General features: G+C 74.4%; 15 protein-coding genes. 11 read left to right on the plus strand and 4 right to left on the minus strand.

The genetic code is table 11. The features are described from left to right. Window positions 1-6: 6 nt before the first annotated feature. Entirely contained in the window at window positions 7-2,223 is a 2,217-nt protein-coding gene (locus IEV86_RS08705; protein ID WP_188484627.1) for a hypothetical protein, read from the plus strand. Between the two features lie 13 nt (window positions 2,224-2,236). Here the strand turns inward: IEV86_RS08705 and IEV86_RS08710 are convergent, their stop codons facing one another. Continuing rightward, on the minus strand, window positions 2,237-3,109 hold the full coding sequence (locus IEV86_RS08710) for a LysR family transcriptional regulator ArgP (protein WP_043607001.1): 873 nt from the start codon (window positions 3,107-3,109) through the stop codon (window positions 2,237-2,239). Between the two features lie 69 nt (window positions 3,110-3,178). Between IEV86_RS08710 and IEV86_RS08715 the strand changes: the two genes are divergently transcribed. Together IEV86_RS08715 and IEV86_RS08720 are read left to right on the plus strand one after the other, a co-directional pair. Continuing rightward, window positions 3,179-3,790 carry a LysE/ArgO family amino acid transporter gene (locus tag IEV86_RS08715; protein ID WP_052426243.1) on the plus strand — a complete coding sequence of 204 codons (612 nt, stop codon included), beginning with the start codon at window positions 3,179-3,181 and terminating at the stop codon, window positions 3,788-3,790. 79 nt (window positions 3,791-3,869) lie between these two features. Then, the gene (locus IEV86_RS08720; RefSeq protein ID WP_043607025.1) at window positions 3,870-4,703 is read left to right on the plus strand and encodes an SDR family NAD(P)-dependent oxidoreductase; all 834 of its coding nucleotides are present in this window, start codon (window positions 3,870-3,872) and stop codon (window positions 4,701-4,703) included. Window position 4,704: 1 nt separating this feature from the next. Here IEV86_RS08720 and IEV86_RS08725 read toward each other — a convergent pair whose 3' ends face one another. Continuing rightward, window positions 4,705-5,766: a hypothetical protein gene (locus IEV86_RS08725; protein ID WP_043606999.1), complete on the minus strand. Its 1,062-nt coding sequence runs from the start codon at window positions 5,764-5,766 to the stop codon at window positions 4,705-4,707. Beyond that, window positions 5,763-8,273 carry a sodium-translocating pyrophosphatase gene (locus tag IEV86_RS08730; RefSeq protein ID WP_081978758.1) on the minus strand — a complete coding sequence of 837 codons (2,511 nt, stop codon included), beginning with the start codon at window positions 8,271-8,273 and terminating at the stop codon, window positions 5,763-5,765. The genes IEV86_RS08725 and IEV86_RS08730 overlap by 4 nt, the downstream gene beginning before the upstream one ends. Before the next feature lie 208 nt (window positions 8,274-8,481). Here IEV86_RS08730 and ppdK point away from each other — a divergent pair, with 208 nt between their 5' ends. From ppdK to IEV86_RS08745, 3 genes are all read left to right on the plus strand, one after another. After that, window positions 8,482-11,199 carry a pyruvate, phosphate dikinase gene (gene ppdK / locus IEV86_RS08735; protein WP_043606996.1) on the plus strand — a complete coding sequence of 906 codons (2,718 nt, stop codon included), beginning with the start codon at window positions 8,482-8,484 and terminating at the stop codon, window positions 11,197-11,199. Window positions 11,200-11,406: 207 nt separating this feature from the next. Further along, entirely contained in the window at window positions 11,407-12,423 is a 1,017-nt protein-coding gene (locus IEV86_RS08740) for a DUF368 domain-containing protein (protein WP_229734566.1), read from the plus strand. 107 nt (window positions 12,424-12,530) lie between these two features. Then, on the plus strand, window positions 12,531-12,968 hold the full coding sequence (locus IEV86_RS08745) for an OsmC family peroxiredoxin (RefSeq protein WP_043606994.1): 438 nt from the start codon (window positions 12,531-12,533) through the stop codon (window positions 12,966-12,968). A gap of 64 nt (window positions 12,969-13,032) precedes the next feature. Here the strand turns inward: IEV86_RS08745 and IEV86_RS08750 are convergent, their stop codons facing one another. Further along, window positions 13,033-14,238, minus strand: coding sequence for a zinc-dependent alcohol dehydrogenase (locus IEV86_RS08750; RefSeq protein ID WP_043606991.1), 1,206 nt, complete (start codon window positions 14,236-14,238; stop codon window positions 13,033-13,035). A gap of 188 nt (window positions 14,239-14,426) precedes the next feature. Here IEV86_RS08750 and IEV86_RS08755 point away from each other — a divergent pair, with 188 nt between their 5' ends. The 5 genes from IEV86_RS08755 (at window position 14,427) to IEV86_RS08775 (ending at window position 19,362) form a co-directional block, all read left to right on the plus strand. Beyond that, entirely contained in the window at window positions 14,427-14,924 is a 498-nt protein-coding gene (locus tag IEV86_RS08755; RefSeq protein ID WP_043606988.1) for a DUF2975 domain-containing protein, read from the plus strand. After that, window positions 14,924-15,130 (plus strand): helix-turn-helix domain-containing protein, encoded by a 207-nt coding sequence (locus IEV86_RS08760; RefSeq protein ID WP_043606984.1) that lies wholly within the window; start codon window positions 14,924-14,926, stop codon window positions 15,128-15,130. The genes IEV86_RS08755 and IEV86_RS08760 overlap by 1 nt, the downstream gene beginning before the upstream one ends. After that, window positions 15,127-15,714, plus strand: coding sequence for an MOSC domain-containing protein (locus tag IEV86_RS08765; protein WP_043606980.1), 588 nt, complete (start codon window positions 15,127-15,129; stop codon window positions 15,712-15,714). The genes IEV86_RS08760 and IEV86_RS08765 overlap by 4 nt, the downstream gene beginning before the upstream one ends. A 64-nt stretch (window positions 15,715-15,778) precedes the next feature. Continuing rightward, complete coding sequence (locus IEV86_RS08770; protein WP_043606979.1) at window positions 15,779-18,730, plus strand: FAD-binding and (Fe-S)-binding domain-containing protein; 2,952 nt, start codon at window positions 15,779-15,781, stop codon at window positions 18,728-18,730. Next, window positions 18,727-19,362 (plus strand): ATP-binding protein, encoded by a 636-nt coding sequence (locus IEV86_RS08775; protein ID WP_043606978.1) that lies wholly within the window; start codon window positions 18,727-18,729, stop codon window positions 19,360-19,362. Before IEV86_RS08770 ends, IEV86_RS08775 begins: the two co-directional genes overlap by 4 nt. Window positions 19,363-19,455: the final 93 nt, after the last annotated feature.

Raw genomic sequence — 19,455 nt, forward strand, 5'->3', positions numbered from 1 at the left:
AGCAGCGTGGACGACAACCGCGAGGGCGCGACGGAGGGGCCGGTGGACGAGCCGCCGCGCCTGACCCGACGTCAGCTGCGGCTCGCGGCGCAGGCCGCGGAGCAGCCCACGCGCGAGTCGGCGCCCGAGACGACCGCACCGACCGCGGGGACCGCACCGACCGCGGGGACCGGACCGGGCCAGGGGACCGCACCGGATGCGGGCGCGACGGCGAGCGAGGGCACGGCGGGGGACGAGGTCGTCGTGCCGCGCGTCGAGGTCCGCGAGCCCGGCACGCTGCGACGACGCCCCGACGGCGAGCCCTCGACACCCGCCGACGACGGTGCCTCGTCGGGCGGCCCGTCCGGCGCGCCGGCGCACGACGCGGCGACCGGCGCGCAGCACGTGGTCGCGGCCACGCCGGAGCGGGGCACCGTCGTGGGTGGGGCGCCCGCCGTCGTGCCCGGCGGCGGTCTGCGCCCCGTCCGCGCACCCTCGCCGACGACCCCGGCCGCGTCCCCTGCCGGACCCGCCGCGACGAGCGACGCGACCGAGGACGGGGCCGACGCCGAGCGGGACCGGACCCCGGAGGCAGCGCGCGCCGCCGAGGGCGTGCGAGCGCAGGAGGACGAGCGCCCGGACGAGGGCGTGCGAGCGCAGGAGGACGAGCGCCCGGACGAGGGCGTGCGAGCGCAGGAGGACGAGCACCCGGACGAGGGCGTGCGAGCGCAGCAGGACGAGGTCCCGTCCGAGGACACGCAGCCGGTCGAGCCGCCGCCTGCCGCGGCCGCGGAGGCCGCGCCGCCCGGCGACGAGCGGGCCGACGTCCCGGACGAGGCCGCCGCGCGTGGTCCGGCCGACGTGGCAGCCCCCGTCCCCACCGCCCCGGAGCCTGTCGTGCCCGACCCGCTGCTGTCGCCCGTGATGCCCGCGCAGGTCCCCGAGGAGCCGGAGGTCGACGACGTGCGCTGGGTGGGCCCGCCCCCCGACTCGGCAGCAGGCGAGCGGCCCGGTCCGCCCCGCCCGTCCTGGCCGTCGCCGTCCGCGCGGCGGGACCTCGAGGACACCCGACCGGTCCCGCGACTGGACGCGGACGCCCCGGCGGCGTCCGGCGGCTCCGCCGTGCCGACCGCGCCCGTGCGGACGAGCGCGCGCCCGGCCGGCTCGACGCCCGTGCGCCCGGCGACCGCCGGCCCGACGTCCGCCCCGCCATCAGCCCCGCCGTCCGCCCCGACAGCCGGCCCCACGTCCGGCCTGTCGCCGGCCGCCGGGACGGACGCGTCCGGGTCGCCGTGGGCGCACACCACCGGCACGCTCCCGACGCTCGGGGACCTGCTCGCGTCGCGGCCCGAGGCCCCCGCGGGTCCCGCGCAGCGGGGCTGGCGCGGTGCGCTCGGCCGGCTGACGGGCGGCCTCGTGGCGCTCCCGCCCGGGCCGGCCGAGCAGCGCCACCGGTCGGCCATCGCACGCGTCCAGCGGGACCTCGACGGGCCCAAGACCGTCGTCGTGATCAACCCGAAGGGCGGCGCGCACAAGACGACTGCGACGCTCCTGGTCGCCGCGACATTCGGCTCCTACCGCGGCGGCTACACGCTCGCGTGGGACAACAACGAGACGCGCGGCACGCTCGGCTGGCGGTCCCAGCACGGGCGGCACCAGAGCACCGCGGTGGACCTCCTCGCGGACCTCCCGCGGTTCGACGACCCGAGCCGTGCGCGCGTGGGCGACCTCGACGCGTACGTGCGCTCGCAGTCGGCGCAGTTCGACGTGCTCGCGTCGGACGAGGACGCCGCGTCGGCCGCCTCGATCGACGCCGCGGCGTTCCGCGCGCTGCACCGGACGCTGTCGCGCTTCTACCGGCTGCTCGTCGTGGACACGGGCAACAACATGCGCGCGTCGAACTGGCAGGCCGCGATCGAGGCGGCCGACCAGGTCGTCATCGTCTCGACCGTCCGCGAGGACACGTCGCAGTCGGCGGCCTGGGCGGTCGACGCGCTGCGGGCGGCCGGCAAGGAGGACCTCGTCCGCAACGCCGTGACGGTGCTGTCCGACCCGGCGACACGACGTGACGCCGCGCTGGCCCGCCGGCTGCACGACCACTTCGGCCGCCTGACCCGCGTTGTGATCGACGTGCCGTACGACGCCGCGCTCGTGGGCGGGGGACCGCTCGACGTCGGGGCCCTGTCGCGCGAGAGCCGGGAGGCGTGGCTCCAGGTCACCGCCGCGGTCGCCGACGGCCTCTGAGTCGCGGCCCGCATCACGCGTCGAGCGTGCGGGCCGCGGCGCGGACGGCCGCGCTGAGGCGGTCCACGGTCGCGGTCCGCAGCCGCCAGCACTGCCAGTGCAGCGGTACCTCGACGTCGTCGGCGGGGAGGCGCACGAGGCGACCGGTGGTCAGGTCGTCGCCGAGCTGGTCGCGCGGCACGACGCCCCAGCCCAGGCCCGCCCGGACCGCGGCCACGAACCCGCCGGGCGAGGGCACGTGATGGGTCGGCGGCGGGACGCGGACACCCTGCGCCGCGAGGACGCGGTCCTGGAGCTCGTCCTTGCGGTCGAAGCGGACGACGGGTGTCCCCGCCCACCCCGGTCCCTCGCGGGCGAGCAGGCGGTCGGCGACCGACGGTGCCGCGACCGGCACGTAGCGCATCGTGCCGAGCCGCTCGACCGAGCAGCCCTGCACCGCCTCGGCGTCGGACGTCACGGCCGCGACGGCCGCACCCGAGCGCAGCAGGGCGCTCGAGTGGTCCTGGTCCTCGACGTGCAGCCGCAGCGTGACGTCCGTCCAGCCGGCGGCGGACGCCAGGACCGCGCGGAACCACGTCGCGAGCGAGTCGGCGTTCACGGCGACGGAGACCTCGCGCGTCGGCGCGTCCGTGCCCGAGAGCGCTGCGAGGGCCTCGGACTCGACGAGCGCCTGCTGGCGCGCCATGCGGAGCAGCACGTCGCCCGCGGGCGTCGTGCGTGCGGGGGAGGTGCGGACGACGACGACGTGGCCCACCGCGGCCTCGAGGGCGCGGACCCGCTGGCTGATCGCCGACGGGGTGACCGAGAGCGCGCGGGCCGCGGCGTCGAACGTGCCGTGGTCGACGATCGCCGCGAGGGCGGCGAGCTGCTCGGGTCGGACGCGCATGAAGCGATGCTAATGACGGCGAAGGAACTGTCGCTTCACTTCATCGGTGCACGGCCGTAGCGTCGCCGCGTGCTCTCCGTCGCTCCCGTCGTCCTCACCGGTCTCGTGACCGGCCTGTCGCTCATCGTCGCGATCGGCGCGCAGAACGCGTGGGTGCTGCGCCAGGGCCTGCTCCGCGAGCACGTCGGCCCGGTCGTCGCGATCTGCGCGGTCTCCGACGCGGTGCTCGTCGCGGTCGGCGTCGCCGGCATGGGTGCGGTGGTCGACCGGCACCCCGGGCTCGTGGACGGCATGCGGTGGGTCGGCGCGGCGTACCTCGCGGCGTTCGGCCTGCGGTCGCTGTGGTCGGCCCGACGTCCCGGTGCGCTCGAGCCGGCCCGGCCGGACGACCGCGGACGCCTGCGCGCCGTCGTCGGCGTCACGCTCGCCCTCACGTGGCTCAACCCGCACGTCTACCTCGACACGGTGCTGCTGCTCGGGTCGCTCGCGCAGGACCACGGTGCGGACCGGTGGTGGTTCGCTGCGGGTGCGCTCGTCGCGAGCGCGCTGTGGTTCACGGGGCTGGGGTTCGGCGCGCGGTGGGCGTCCCGCTGGGCGCGGCGCCCGTCGACCTGGCGCGTCCTCGACGTCGTCGTCGGCGTCGTGATGCTCGCGCTCGCGGTCGGGCTCGTGGCGGGCTGACGTCCGCACCACCGACGGCGCGCCGCCCGGGGCACGTGCCCCTGTGCGCGCACGGGCGGACCCGGGCACGATGGGGATCATGACCACGAGCATCGACGCACCACGGACCGTGCTCGTCACCGGGGCAGGCCGAGGGATCGGCCGGGGCCTGGCCCTGGGCCTCGCCGCCGCGGGGTGGTCGGTCGCCCTGGTGGGCCGCACGCGCGAGCACCTCGAGGCCGTCGCGGCCGAGATCGAGCAGGCCGGGCCGCCCGACGGCGTGCGCACCCTCGTCCTGGCTGTCGACGTGACCGACGCCGACGGCGTGCGCGACGTGGTCGCGACGGCCGAGCGCGAGCTCGACGGCCTCGGCCTCGTGGTCAACAACGCAGGCGTGATCGAGCGCACCGAGGGCCCGTTCGCCGACGACGACGTCGAGGACGCGTGGCGCGTCGTCGAGGTCAACGTGCGCGGGCCCATGGTCGTCACGCACGCCGTGCTGCCCGGCATGGTGCGGCGCGGTGGCGGGCGGATCGCCAACGTCAACTCCGGTTCCGGCTACCACGCGAGCCGCAGCTACACGGGGTACGGGATCAGCAAGGGTGCGCTCGCGCGGCTCACGACGCTCGTGGACGCGCAGTACCGCGACCGGGGCGTCCGCGTCTTCGACGTCGCCCCCGGCGTCGTCCGGACCGACATGACCGGCTCGATGCCGCTGCACGACGACCGCGAGGAGTGGACGCCCGTCGAGGCGAGCGTCGACCTGCTCGTGGGCATCGGCGAGGGACGGCTCGACGCCCTGTCGGGCCGGTTCTTCCGCGCCGGCGCCGACACCGTCGACGAGCTCGTCTCCCGCACCGACGAGATCCTCGCCGCGGACGCCCGCCGTCTGCGGCTCGTGCCCTACGGCGACCAGGACCCGCTGCGCACGTGAGTCACAGGTGCGCGACGGGCCCGAACCACTCCTCGACGCGCTCCGCGATCGCCCGCTCGAACGCGTCGTCGTCGTGCCGGGCGCGCAGCCACTCGACGAAGTCGCCGCCCGCGACCTCGTCGAGCTCCTTGCGGCACACGTCGGGCTCGGTCACGGCGCGCAGGAGCATCTCCTCGGCCTCGAACGGCGTCCGGTACACGAACGGGTAGCCGGGCGGCAGGATCGCGTGGACCCACGGCCGGTCGGGGAAGACCCCGACCGCGCCGGCCACGAGCGCCTCGATGTACTCCAGGCCGTACGACTCCTCCGACGCGGTCGCCAGGAACGCCGTCGTGCGCGCCAGGGCGTGCCAGTAGTCCTCGCGCGTCGCCGTGAGCGGGCCGACCCACGCCCACTCGTGGCGCGACAGCGCCATCGCGTCGTCCGAGATGAGGTGCGACTCGTGCAGGCGCGCCTCGACCCGGATGGGCGTGCGGCGCGCGACGCGCGCGACGACGTCGAGGAACAGCTGCGGCTGCTTGCGCTCGGACAGGTAGATCGCGGGGTAGAGGACGACGGGCACCGACGTCTCGCGGCGCGGCTGGACGTGCTCGAGGCGGATGCCGAGGTTGACCCACGCGACGCGGGCCTTCTCGGCGAGCTGCGGGACGGTCCAGAACGCGACGAGCTCACGGACCTCGGCCGCGGTGCGCTCCGAGTTGGCGAAGGTCGGGAACAGCGCGCACGACAGCGCGAGCGCGCTCCGCTCGACGCGGTGCCGGTTCTGCGACGTGCTCCACCAGACGAAGTTCATGACCTTCGGCTCGTCGCACGTGCGGCGCAGCGTCTCCCACACGCTCACGGAGTCCAGGACGTCCATGGTGATGACGACGGTGTCCGAGCCGTCGACGAACTCCAGCGGGAGGACGTCGAAGCCCGCGTGACGGCGCGGCCCCGCGCCGACGACGAGCGCGCCGGGGAACACCCGCAGGAGGCGCCGGACGAGCGTCGCGCCGGCGTCGTGCCCCGCGACGTGGCCGTCCGGGTCGACGACCGCGGACTCGTACCGGATGGCGACCTTCATCGCCCGACCTCCTCGTAGCTCGCCGGCTCGACGTCGGCGGGAGCGGCCTCGGGGGCGGAGGACGTGGGCCCGCCGGTCGAGGCCGGGTCGTCGTCGTCCGTGAGCGACGTGCGGATCCGCATGCCGTAGAACGAGCGGTGCACGAAGAACGCGGCGATCGCGAAGAACACCGCGGCGAGCGTCGTGACGAGCGTCTGCCGGCCCTGGTCGGCGAGCACGACGGCGAGCTCGACCGCGAGGAGGCCGAACAGCGTCGTGAACTTGATGACCGGGTTGAGCGCGACGGACGACGTGTCCTTGTAGGGGTCGCCGACCGTGTCGCCGACGATGGTCGCGTCGTGCAGCGCGGTGCCCTTGGCGTGCAGGTCGACCTCGACGATCTTCTTCGCGTTGTCCCACGCGCCGCCCGCGTTCGCCATGAAGATCGCCTGGTAGAGGCCGAACACGGCGATCGACACGAGGTAGCCGATGAAGAAGAACGGCTCGACGAACGCGAACGACAGCGTCAGGAAGAACACGCCGAGGAACATGTTGAGCATGCCCTGCTGCGCGTACTGCGTGCAGATCTCGACGACGCGGCGCGAGTCCGCCTCGGACGCCTTGGCCTCGCCGTCGAGGCGGATCGTCGTCCGGATGAACTCCACCGCGCGGTAGGCGCCCGTCGTCACCGCCTGGATCGACGCCCCGGTGAACCAGTAGATGACCGCGCCACCGGTCACGAGGCCGAGCAGGAGCGGCGCGTGCATGAGCGACAGGTTCGCCATGCCCTCGGTGAGGCCGCCCGTGAGTGCCATGATGATCGAGAAGATCATCGTCATCGCGCCGACGACGGCGGTGCCGATGAGGACCGGCTTCGCGGTGGCCTTGAAGGTGTTGCCCGCGCCGTCGTTCTCCTCGAGCATCTGCTTGGCGGTGTCCCACCGGACGTCGAAGCCGTGCTCGCGCCGGATCTCGTCCTCGACGCCCTCGACCTCCTCGATGACCGAGAGCTCGTAGACGCTCTGCGCGTTGTCCGTGACGGGCCCGTACGAGTCGACCGCGATCGTCACCGGGCCCATGCTCAGGAAGCCGAACGCCACGAGGCCGAAGGCGAAGATCGCGGGCGCGACCATGTACGCGTCGAGTCCCAGGTCGCTGATGAGGAACGCGCCGCCCATGAGGCCGACGACGACGATCCCGAGCCAGAACGCCGAGAAGTTGCCGGCGACGAGGCCGGACAGGATGTTGAGCGACGCGCCGCCCTGGCGCGAGCTCTTGACGACCTCGCGCACGTGCTTGCTGTGCGTCGAGGTGAACGTCTTGACGAGCTCGGGGATGAGCGCGCCCGCGAGGGTGCCGCAGCTGATGATCGTCGAGAGCTTCCACCACATGCCGTCGGTCGTGCTCGGGGCGAGCACGACGTACGTCGTCAGGTAGGTCGCGGCGATCGAGACGACCGAGGTGACCCACACGAGCGACGTGAGCGGCTTCTCGAAGTCCATCCGCTCGGCGCCGCGGTAGCGCGCCGTGGTCCACGCGTCGTTCGCGAGGTAGGACAGCGCCGAGGCGACGACCATGACCGCGCGCACGACGAAGATCCACACCAGGAGCGCGGCCTGGACCGCGGGCTCGCCGACGCCCAGGAGCACGAACGTCACGAGCGCGACGCCCGTCACGCCGTAGGTCTCGAAGCCGTCCGCGCTCGGGCCCACCGAGTCGCCCGCGTTGTCGCCCGTGCAGTCGGCGATGACGCCCGGGTTCCGTGCGTCGTCCTCCTTGATCTTGAAGGCGATCTTCATGAGGTCGGAGCCGATGTCGGCGATCTTCGTGAAGATCCCGCCCGCGATGCGCAGCGCCGAGGCGCCGAGGGACTCGCCGATCGCGAAGCCGATGAAGCACGCGCCCGCGAGGTCGGCCGGGAGGAACAGCAGGATCACGAGCATCATGAACAGCTCGAGGCTGATCAGGACCATGCCGATCGACATGCCGGACCGCATCGGGATCCGGTGCACCGGGAGCGGCTTGCCCTCGAGCGCCGCGAAGGCGGTGCGGGCGTTCGCGAACGTGTTGACGCGGATGCCGAACCACGCCACCGAGTACGAGCCCGCCATCCCGACGAGGCTGAACGCGATGACGACGGCGACGCGGCCCCACGGCAGCCCGACGAGGAACCCGTAGTAGACGACGATCACCGAGGCGATGAAGCCCCACAGGACCAGCAGGAACTTGCCCTGCTGGACGAGGTACGCCTTGCAGGTCGAGTAGATGAGCTCGGCGACCTCGCGCATCGACGTGTGCACGGGCAGCCGGCGCAGCTGCAGGAACGTCGCGACGCCGAAGCCGAGGCCCAGGACGCACACGCCCAGGCCCAGCACGAGCAGCATCCGGCCGGACAGGCCGCCGAGCACGGTCACGGTCGACAGGTCGGGGAGGATCAGGTTGACCTCGCCCCCGTGCCCGCCGCCCGAGCCGCCCTCGGCGGCGACGATCCGGGTGACCACCTGGTCGACCACGGCGCTGTGGGCCATGTCGTCGTCCCTCTCGCAGAAGTCCGACGGGCCAGCCCTGGTCCCGGTTCCATCGACCCGTCGGTGATGTCGCGCACCTCCACGCTAGGGACGGGTCGGTGCGTACGGCCGGGACCGAGGTCCCCTCCCACCCCGGGGCGGGCAGGAGCACCCTGGGAGGACGTGACGGCGGCAACGGGGCCGCCGTCCGGTGAGAGAGGGACGTCTCGTGGCCAAGTACGTCTACGACTTCAGCGAGGGCAACAAGGACCTCAAGGACCTCCTCGGCGGCAAGGGTGCGAACCTCGCCGAGATGACCCGTCTGGGGCTCCCCGTTCCGCCCGGCTTCACGATCACCACCGAGGCCTGCCGCGCCTACATGGCCGACGGCCAGCTGCCGCCCGACCTGCGGGTCGAGGTCACCATGGCGGTGCGCCGCCTCGAGGACGAGCTCGGCCGCGGGCTGGGCGACTTCCACGACCCGCTGCTCGTGTCGGTGCGCTCCGGCGCCAAGTTCTCGATGCCCGGGATGATGGAGACCGTCCTGAACATCGGGCTCAACGACGCGTCGGTGCAGGGCCTGGCGAAGTTCTCCGACGACGAGCGCTTCGCGTGGGACTCCTACCGCCGGCTCATCCAGATGTTCGGCAAGACCGTGCTCGACATCGACGGCGAGCGCTTCTCGGGTGCCCTCGAGCAGATGAAGGACGTGCGCGGCGTGACCGCGGACACCGACCTCACCGCGGACGACCTGCGCGAGCTCGTCGGCTGGTTCAAGCAGATCGTGCACGAGGAGTCCGGTCGCGAGTTCCCGCAGCACCCGCGCGAGCAGCTCGACCTCGCGATCACGGCCGTCTTCAACTCGTGGAACACCGAGCGGGCGCGCCTGTACCGCCGCCGCGAGCGCATCCCGCACGACCTCGGCACGGCCGTCAACGTCGTGTCGATGGTCTTCGGCAACCTCGGCCCGTCGTCGGGCACGGGCGTGTGCTTCACGCGCGACCCGTCCACCGGCCACTCGGGCGTGTACGGCGACTACCTGCCCAACGCGCAGGGCGAGGACGTGGTCGCGGGCATCCGCAACACGCTCACGCTCGCGGACCTCGAGACGCTCGACCCGACGTCGTACGCGGAGCTGCGCCAGGCGATGCGCCGCCTCGAGACGCACTACCGCGACCTGTGCGACATCGAGTTCACGATCGAGCGCGGCAAGCTCTGGATGCTCCAGACGCGCGTCGGCAAGCGGACCGCGGCCGCGGCCTTCCGGATCGCGACGCAGCTCGTCGACGAGCACCTCATCACGATGGACGAGGCCCTCGAGCGGGTCAGCGGCCAGCAGCTGAGCAAGCTCATGTTCCCGCAGTTCGACTCGGGCGCCGAGCGCACGCTCCTCGCGACCGGCATGGCGGCCTCGCCCGGCGCGGCGGTCGGCATGGCGGTCTTCGACTCGGCGACCGCGCAGGCGTGGGCGGCCGAGGGCAAGGACGTCGTCCTCGTCCGGCGCGAGACCAACCCGGACGACCTGGGCGGCATGATCGCGGCGGTCGGCGTCCTCACGTCGCGCGGGGGCAAGACGTCGCACGCGGCCGTCGTCGCGCGCGGCATGGGCACCACGTGCGTCGTCGGCGCCGAGAAGCTCGACGTGGACGTCGTGGCGCGCGAGATGCGGGTCGGGAAGAAGGTCGTGCGCGAGGGCGACGTCATCGCGATCGACGGGTCCAGCGGCGAGATCTTCCTCGGCGCCGTCCCGGTGGTCCCGTCGCCCGTCGTCCAGTACCTCGAGGACGGCCTCGACGTCGCGCTCGAGCACGCCGCCGACGACGACACGCGCGAGCTCGTCAAGGCCGTGGACCGCGTGCTCACGCACGCCGACACGGTCCGTCGGCTGCGCGTGCACGCGAACGCCGACACCCCGGGTGACGCGCACCGCGCTCGCGTGTGGGGTGCGCAGGGCATCGGCCTGTGCCGCACCGAGCACATGTTCCTCGGCGAGCGACGCGTCCTCATCGAGCGGCTGATCCTGGCCCGCGAGGACGCTGAGCGTCAGGCCGCGCTCGACGCGCTCCTGCCGCTCCAGCGCGCGGACTTCACCGAGATCCTGCGCGAGATGGACGGCCGCCCGACGACGATCCGGCTCATCGACCCGCCGCTGCACGAGTTCCTGCCCGACCTGACCGAGCTCTCCGTCAAGGTCGCGCTCGCGGCCGAGCGCGGCGAGACGGGCGAGGTCGTCGACCGCGACCGCGACCTCCTTGCGGCGGTGCAGCGCATGCACGAGGCGAACCCGATGCTCGGCCTGCGCGGCGTCCGGCTCGGGATCGTGGTCCCCGGCCTGTTCGCGCTCCAGATCCGTGCCGTCGCGGAGGCCGCGGCCGCACGGCTGAAGGAGGGGGGCCGGCCCCACGCCGAGATCATGGTGCCGCTCGCCGCGTCGGTCATGGAGCTGCACCTGGTCCGGGACGAGGCCGAGCGGATCCTCGCGGACGTCGCCGCCGAGCAGGGCGTCGAGCTGCACGTCCCGATCGGCGCGATGATCGAGCTCCCGCGGGCCGCGCTCACCGCGGACCGCATGGCGCAGGCGGCGGAGTTCTTCTCGTTCGGCACGAACGACCTGACGCAGACCACGTGGGGTTTCTCGCGCGACGACGTCGAGGGTGCGTTCTTCACGGAGTACACCGAGCGCGGCGTCATCTCGGTGTCGCCGTTCGAGACGATCGACCGCCGCGGCGTCGGGCGCCTCGTCCGGATCGCGGTCGAGGAGGGTCGCCGTGAGCGGCCCGACATCGTGCTCGGCGTGTGCGGCGAGCACGGCGGCGACCCGGAGTCGGTGCACTTCTTCCACGAGGTCGGGCTCGACTACGTGTCGTGCTCGCCGTTCCGCGTCCCGATCGCCCGCCTCGAGGCGGGCCGTGCTGCGGTGGTCACCTCGGGGAGCGACACGCGCTGAGCGGCGGCCGGCCCGGCGCCCGTCACGGGCCCGTCAGGTGCCCGTAGCAGGGGGCCGTCGCCCTCCGGCGGCCACCCGTGGTGACGGCCCCCGCCCGGTGGGGTCCGCGTCCCAGGACGCGGGCCCCACCGGTGCGTCCGCCGCTCCGTCCGTCCGCCCGCCGGTCCGTCCCGCCGTCGGCGCGCGTGATCGGTAGGCTCGAGCCGCGTGACGACGAATCGGACGAACCGACCGACCGGCCCCGCCGACGACGAGCCGGACGCGGTCGCGCCGCACCACGCACCGCCCCGCGGCTGGGGCGAGCGCCTCGGGCTCGTGGGGCGCGGCGCGCTCATCGGGGCGGCGGAGATCGTCCCCGGCGTCAGCGGCGGCACGATCGCGCTCCTCGTCGGCGTCTACGAGACCCTCATCCGCTCCGCGGGCCACCTCGTCCGCGGTGTCGCGACGTCGCTCGCGCGGCTCGGCGGGCGGCGCGACCCCGGCGCGGCGCGCCACCACCTGCGGCAGGTCCGCTGGGGTGCCGTGCTGCCGATCGGGCTCGGCATGGTCACCGCCGTCGTGCTCGGCGCGCGGCTCCTCGAGCCCGTGCTCGAGGACCACCCCACCGGTGCCCGCGCCGTCTTCGCCGGGCTCATCCTCGCGTCGCTGGTCGTCCCCGCGCGCATGGTCGGCGGGCGCTGGACCCCGGGCGAGGTCCTCGTCGGGCTGCTCGCCGCGGCCGCGGCCTTCGCGCTCACCGGGATCCCGCCGGCCGCCGAGCAGGAGCCCTCGCCGCTCGTCGTCGCGGCCGCGGCCGCCGTCGCGGTGTGCGCGCTCGTGCTGCCCGGGATCTCGGGCTCGTTCCTCCTGCTCACGCTCGGGCTGTACCAGCCGACGATCGCCGCGGTGAACGACCGCGACCTCGGCTACCTCGGCGTGTTCGCGCTCGGCGCCGTCCTCGGCCTCTCGGTGTTCGTGAGCGGCCTGCAGTGGCTGCTCGAGCACCGCCACCGGATCACGCTCGTCGTCATGACCGGTCTCATGGCGGGGTCGCTGCGCGCGCTGTGGCCGTGGCAGGACGACGAGCGTGGTCTCCTCGCCCCGGGCGACGACGTCGGGCTCGTCGTCGCGCTCGTGGTCGCCGGGGCCGCCGTGGTCGGTGCCCTGCTCGTGCTCGAGGCGCGGGCCGAGCGCGCCGCGGCACCGGTCGGACGGCACGAGGCGGCCGACGAGCCGTCGGTCTGACGCGCACGGGGCGCGACCAGGTGCCGTCCGCGCGCGGGCTCGTTAGCGTCGAGGTCGCGCCCGGGGGAGCCGGGTGCCCCGACCGTCCCCGACCCACGGAGGTCCCCATGACCACGCGCCACGCCCGCACCGCATGGAACGGCACGCTGCAGGACGGATCCGGCCAGGTCGAGCTGAGCAGCTCGAAGGTCGGCACGTTCGACGTCTCGTGGCCGCGCCGCACCTCGGAGGAGGCGGGTGGCGTCACCTCGCCCGAGGAGCTCATCGCGGCGGCGCACTCGTCGTGCTTCGCGATGCAGCTGTCCGCGCTCATCGGGCAGGCGGGCGGCACGCCGCAGTCGCTCGAGGTGTCGGCCGACGTGTCCTTCGCGCCGGACCCGGCCGGCGGCTTCCACATCGACGGGATCCAGCTCACGGTCCGCGGCGAGGTCGACGGCCTCGACGAGGAGGGGTTCCTCGCGGCCGCGCGCGAGGCCAAGGACACCTGCCCCGTGAGCAAGGCGCTCACCGGCACGACCATCTCGCTCGACGCGTCGCTCGCCTGACGCCGCCACCGCCGCGGCACGACGCCCCCGCACCGTCCGGTGCGGGGGCGTCGTCGTCCGGGGGTCAGCCGGCCTTGGGCAGCGCCGGGTCGAGCACGACCTTGATGCAGCCGTCCTCCTTCTTCTGGAACGTCTCGTACCAGGCCGGTGCGTCCTCGAGGGGCACGCGGTGCGTCCGCAGGTCGAGCACGCCCAGCGGGTCGTCGTCGCGCTGGAGGACGGGCAGGATCTCGTCGCGCCACGCCTGGACGTTCGCCTGGCCCATCCGGACGGTCACCTGCTTGTCGAAGAGCTCCATCATGGGCAGCGGGTCCGCGGTGCCGCCGTACACGCCCGAGAGCGACAGCGTCCCGCCGCGCCGCACCGTCGAGATCGCGGTGTAGAGCGCCGCGAGCCGGTCGAGCCCCGCGGTCTCCATGGCCTTGCGGCCCATCGCGTCGGGCAGCAGCGCGGTGGCGCGTCCCATCGCCTCGGCGACGGGTGAGCCGTGCGCCTCCATGCCGACGGCGTCGATGACGGACTCGGGCCCGCGCCCGTCGGTGAGGTCGCGGATCGCCGTCGGGACGTCGTCGACGTCGCGCAGGTCGATCGTCTCGACGCCGTGCCGGCGCGCCATCGCGAGCCGCTCGGTGACGAGGTCCACGCCGATCACGCGCTCGGCGCCCAGGAAGCGGGCGACGCGCGAGGCCATCTGCCCGATCGGCCCCAGGCCGATGACCGCGACCGTCCCGCCCGGCCGGACGTCCGCGTACCGCACCGCCTGCCACGCCGTGGGCACGACGTCGGACAGGTACAGCCAGCGCTCGTCGGGCGAGCCGTCGTCGGGCACCACGATCGGGCCGTACTGCGCCTGAGGCACCCGCAGGTACTCCGCCTGGCCGCCCGCGACGTGCCCGTAGAGCTTGGTGTAGCCGAACAGGGAAGCTCCCTTGGACGCGTGCCGGTTCTGCGTCGTCTCGCACTGCGTGGGCAGGCCGCGCGTGCACATGAAGCAGTGCCCGCACGCGATGACGAACGGCACGACGACGCGGTCGCCGACGCGCAGGTTCGTCACCTCGGGGCCGACCTCCTCGACCACGCCCATGGGCTCGTGGCCGAGGATGTCGCCCTTGTCGATGAACATCCCGAGCGTCGAGTACAGGTGCAGGTCGGAGCCGCAGATCGCGGTCGACGTGATGCGGACGACGGCGTCCGTGGGTTCGACGATCTGCGGGTCCGGGACCGTCTCGACGGAGAGCTTCTCGTTTCCCTGCCAGGTGAGTGCACGCACGGGTCCTCCACGGGTCGGGGACGGCCACGGAGGTGCCCCGGCGGCCGTCCTCCCAGGTTCACCCGGGTCGTGGACCCGCGCGACCGGGGGCGCGCCCCGGGCGAACCCGCGCGAGCGACGCCACGCCGTCGGCACGCCCGGCCGGCGTCTCGATTGACATTCGATAGGTGCGTCACCAGGCTCACCGCATGAACCTCACGATCACGGCGGTGCGCCTGCTGCGGGTGCTCCTCGCGCTGCTGCTTCTCGCGGCGCTGGTCGGGCAGACGCTGTCGTGGCCCGGCCAGATCGCGAGCGTCACGCAGGACGAGCCGGCGCTCGCGCCCCTGCGCTGGCCCCTGACCGCCGTGGCGGTGCTCGTGCTCGTGTGCGTCGAGGTCGTGATCGTCTGCACGTGGCGCCTGCTGGGGATGGTCGTCGCCGACCGCATCTTCCGCCGCGACGCGTTCGGCTGGGTCGACGGGATCGTGTGGGCCGTGACCGTCGGGTGGCTCCTGCTCGCGGCGGGTGCGCTCGCGCTCGGCGTCACGATCTACGTCACGCCCGAGCTGCGGGACCCCGGCGTCCCGATCGCGATGGGCGGCATGGTCCTCGTGGGCGGCGTCGTCGTCCTGCTCATGGTCGTGATGCGCGCGCTCCTGCGTCAGGCCGCCGCGCTGCGCGCAGACATGGACGAGGTGATCTGATGCCGATCGTCGTCCGCATCGACGTCGAGCTGGCCCGCCGCAAGATGAGCGTCGGCGAGTTCGCCGAGCGCGTGGGGCTGACGCCCGCGAACGTCGCGGTGCTCAAGAACGGCCGGGCGAAGGCGGTGCGGTTCAGCACGCTCGAGGCGATGTGCCGCGTGCTCGGGTGCCAGCCGGGCGACCTGCTCGAGTACGTCGAGGAGTGACCGACACCAGGCCCGCGACGGCCTACCGCTACGACGTCGAGGTGCTGCACCTGCTCGTCTCGCCCGAGCACGCGTACTTCGGCCGCCCGCGCGACGGCGCGGCCGACGTCCCCACGACCGACGCCGACCGGGTCGACGTCGTCGCGGGGAAGGGGATCGTCGGGGACCGGTTCTACGGCAAGGCCGCGCACATGGACGCCGCCGTCACGCTCATCGCCGTCGAGGGCCTCGAGGCGATCGCCGCCGAGCTCGGCACGGCTCCGTTCGACCCGCTGCTCGCACGCCGCAACGTCGTCCTGCGGGGTGCGCAGCTCGCGCCGCTGCTGGGGGAGGAGATCGCGATCGAGTCGCGCGGCGACGTCGTCCGGCTGCGCCCGGGCCGTCAGGCCAACCCGTGCGCCTGGATGGACCGCGTGCTCGCGCCCGGCGCCCACCGCGCGATGCGGGGGCGCGGCGGCGTGCGGTGCATGCCGCTGACGACGGGCGTGCTGCACCGCGGTCCGGCGACCCTCGTGAGCCCCGTGCCGCTGGACCCGGCCCGCGCGGGCGAGGCGGCCGTCCGGCCCGCGTCGCGCCTGCCGTAGCCCGCGTCGTCCGGACCACGGTCCTGCCCGCCGGGTCCCAGGGGCCGCGTGGCAGGATCCCCCCGTGACCACGACCGCGCCGCACGAGGCGGGGGTCGCAGCCCCGGCCGTCGCGACCCCCGAGCTGCTGCACGAGCTGCGGCGCGCGGTGCGGGGCGACGTCGACGCCGCGACGCGCCGCCGCGCCGAGTACTCGACCGACGCGTCCAACTACCGCGTCGTCCCGCAGGTCGTCGTCGTCCCGCGCGACACCGACGACCTGCTCGCCGTCGCCGAGGTCGCCCGCACCACCGGGACGCCCCTGACCGTCCGGGGCGGGGGGACCTCGGTCGCGGGCAACGCGATCGGCCCGGGCATCGTCGTCGACACCTCCCGGCACCTGACCGCGATCGGCGAGATCGACCCCGACGCGCGGACCGCCGTCGTTCAGCCCGGTGTCGTCATGAGCGCGCTGCAGGCCGCGGCGAAGCCGTTCGGGCTCCGGTTCGGCCCGGACCCGTCGACGCAGAACCGCGCGACCCTCGGCGGGATGATCGGCAACAACGCGTGCGGTCCGCACGCCGTCGCGTACGGGCGCACCGCGGACAACGTGGTCGCGCTCGACGTCGTCGACGGGCACGGGCGCCGGTTCACCGCGGGGTCCGGTGCGGGCGCGCTCGACGCCGTCCCCGGGCTCGCGTCGCTCGTCGCCGCGAACCTCCCGACCATCCGCACCGAGCTCGGCCGCTTCGGCCGGCAGGTGTCGGGATACTCGCTCGAGCACCTGCTGCCCGAGCGCGGCGGCGACCTGGCGAAGATGCTCGTCGGCACCGAGGGCAGCCTCGTGACGGTCCTGCAGGCCACCGTGAACCTCGTGCCCATCGCGGACGCGGCGGTCCTCGTCGTGCTCGGCTACGCGGACATGCCGTCGGCCGCCGACGCGGTCCCGGCCCTCCTCGCCCACGGGCCGCTCGCGGTCGAGGGCCTCGACGCACGCCTCGTCGACGTCGTGCGTCGGCACCGCGGCGAGGCGCACGTGCCCGCACTGCCCGAGGGCGCCGGCTGGCTCATGGTCGAGATGGGCGGCGCGACCCGTGAGGAGGCGCTCGCGCGCGCCGAGGCGATGGTCGCGGACGCGCAGGCGGTGTCGGCACGCGTCGTGCCGCCCGGTCCCGAGGCGTCGTCGCTGTGGCAGATCCGCGCCGACGGCGCGGGACTCGGCGGGCGGACGCCGTCGGGTGCGCAGGCCTGGCCCGGCTGGGAGGACGCCGCGGTGCCGCCCGAGCGCCTCGGCGCGTACCTGCGCGACTTCGACGCCCTCATGGCGCGGCACGGCGTCGACGGCCTGCCGTACGGGCACTTCGGCGACGGGTGCATCCACGTGCGGCTCGACGTCCCGCTCTCGCGCGCCGACGACGTCCCCGGCTTCCGCGCGTTCATGACCGAGGCCGCCGAGCTCGTGACGTCGTACGGCGGGTCGCTGTCGGGTGAGCACGGCGACGGCCGGGCGCGCGGCGAGCTGCTCGGGCTCATGTACTCACCGGACGCGATCCGGCTCTTCGGCGAGGTCAAGGAGCTCTTCGACCCGACCGACGTGCTCAACCCGGGCGTCGTCGTGCGACCGCGGCCCATCGACGCGGACCTGCGCCGCCCGCACGCACGCCCGCTGCCGAGGGCGACCGGCTTCGCGTTCGCGCACGACGGCGGCGACCTGACGACCGCGGTGCACCGGTGCGTCGGGGTCGGCAAGTGCCGTGCCGACTCGTCGGCGCAGGGCGGCTTCATGTGCCCCTCCTACCTCGCGACGCGCGACGAGAAGGACTCGACGCGGGGCCGCGCACGCGTGCTGCAGGAGATGGCCAACGGGACGCTCGTGACGCGCGGACCGGCCTCGCGCGAGGTGCACGAGGTGCTCGACCTGTGCCTGTCGTGCAAGGCGTGCTCGAGCGACTGCCCCGCCGGCGTGGACATGGCCCAGTACAAGGCCGAGGTCCTGTACCGCACGTACAAGGGCCGGCTGCGGCCGGTCAACCACTACGCGCTCGGGTGGCTGCCGCGCTGGTCGGCGCTCGTCGGGCGGCTGCGGCTCGGCCGGGTCGCCAACGCGGTGCTCGGCGTGCGGCCGGTCGCGAAGGCCGTGCTCGCGCTCGGCGGGATGGACACGCGGCGCGAGATCCCGCGCTTCGCCGAGGTCCCGTTCCGCACGTGGTGGGAGCGGCGGTCCGCCGAGGGCTCGACGCACGCCAACCAGGGTCTCGGTGAGGCCAGCGCCTCGACCGCGGCGCACGCCACCGGGGGCGTCGACCCGGCACGCCGCGTGGTCCTGTGGTCCGACTCGTTCAGCGACGGGTTCGACCCCGACGTCCCGCGCGCGATGATCACGGTGCTCCAGGACGCCGGGTACGAGGTGATCGTCCCCGACCGGCCCGCCTGCTGCGGTCTGACGTGGATCAGCACCGGCCAGCTCGACGGTGCGCGCCGCCGCCTCACCGACCTGCTCGGCGTCCTCGGCCCGTACGCGGTCAACGGCATCCCGATCGTCGGCGTCGAGCCGTCGTGCACCGCGGTGCTGCGCTCGGACCTGCTCGACCTCCTGCCGGACGACCCGCGCGCGGTCGCCGTCGCGCACGCGACGCGGACGCTCGCCGAGCTGCTGACCGCGCCCGCGCCGCTCGGCCCCGACGCGTGGGACGTGCCCCGGCTCGACGGCGTCTCGGTCCTCGCGCAGCCGCACTGCCACCAGCACTCGGTCATGGGCTACGACGCCGACCGCGCGCTCCTGCGCGCGACGGGCGCCGAGGTCACGAGCCTCGCGGGCTGCTGCGGGCTGGCGGGCAACTTCGGCATGGAGCGCGGCCACTACGACGTGTCGGTCGCGGTGGCCGAGCGCGCGCTCCTCCCGGCGCTGCGCGACGCGGCGCCCGGGACGGTGCTGCTCGCGGACGGCTTCTCGTGCCGCACGCAGGCCGACCAGCTCGCGGACGCCCAGGGCGTGCACCTCGCCCAGCTGCTCGCGGACGCGATCGCCCGCCGGTGACGACCGACCGGTGGGCGGTCACGACCCACGAGTGGTCGCGCTCGGTCGACGCCGAGCACCTCGGGCGGATCCGTGCCGACCCTGAGCGGTTCGCGCCCGGCGGGGTGCTGCACCTCGTGCTCGAGGTCCTCGCGTACGCGTCCGAGGAGGCCGACGACCGGGGTGCGGGCCGGTGCGTCGTGCGGCTCCACCGGGACGGGTCGGTCTCCGTCGACGACGACGGTCGCGGGACCGACACCCGCCTCGACGAGCACGGGCAGCCCGTCCGCAAGCCCGTCATGTCGACCCGTGACGTGCGCTTCTTCGACACCGCCGACGCGCCGCTCCTGCCCGACGGGCACCCGCGACGCGGCATCTCGACCGTCGCCGCGCTCAGCGCGTGGCTCGTCCACACCAACCGGCGCCCCCACGGCTCGTGGTCCCAGCGCTACGAGCACGGCGTGCCCGTGACGGACCTCGTTCCGCTCGACCCGGACGGCACCACCGGGACATCCGTGCGGCTGCTGCCCGACGCCCGCGTCGTCCCGGGCGGACTCCCGACCGGCGCCCCGGACGCGTGGGTGCCGCTGCTGCGCACGTGGCCGACGCTCGTCGTCGACGTGGTCGACGACCGACCCGCCGGCGCGGGCTGAGGGCCGGTCCGCCGACGCCCGTCGGCAGGTCGCGAGGTCCCCGGGATTACCTCGTACGGGCGGTATCGCCCGGTATGTCCGAACCACTACCTT

The organism is Cellulomonas carbonis (assembly GCF_014636275.1).
Lineage (GTDB): Bacteria > Actinomycetota > Actinomycetes > Actinomycetales > Cellulomonadaceae > Actinotalea > Actinotalea carbonis.

Bases quoted from the DNA above. Each gene is read 5' to 3' on its own strand.
- IEV86_RS08745 (WP_043606994.1), top strand. From the start codon at position 12,531: ATGACCACGCGCCACGCCCGCACCGCATGGAACGGCACGCTGCAGGAC.
- IEV86_RS08730 (WP_081978758.1), bottom strand. From the start codon at position 8,273: ATGGCCCACAGCGCCGTGGTCGACCAGGTGGTCACCCGGATCGTCGCC.
- IEV86_RS08760 (WP_043606984.1), top strand. From the start codon at position 14,924: ATGCCGATCGTCGTCCGCATCGACGTCGAGCTGGCCCGCCGCAAGATG.
- IEV86_RS08755 (WP_043606988.1), top strand. From the start codon at position 14,427: ATGAACCTCACGATCACGGCGGTGCGCCTGCTGCGGGTGCTCCTCGCG.
- IEV86_RS08710 (WP_043607001.1), bottom strand. From the start codon at position 3,109: ATGCGCGTCCGACCCGAGCAGCTCGCCGCCCTCGCGGCGATCGTCGAC.
- IEV86_RS08725 (WP_043606999.1), bottom strand. From the start codon at position 5,766: ATGAAGGTCGCCATCCGGTACGAGTCCGCGGTCGTCGACCCGGACGGC.
- IEV86_RS08720 (WP_043607025.1), top strand. From the start codon at position 3,870: ATGACCACGAGCATCGACGCACCACGGACCGTGCTCGTCACCGGGGCA.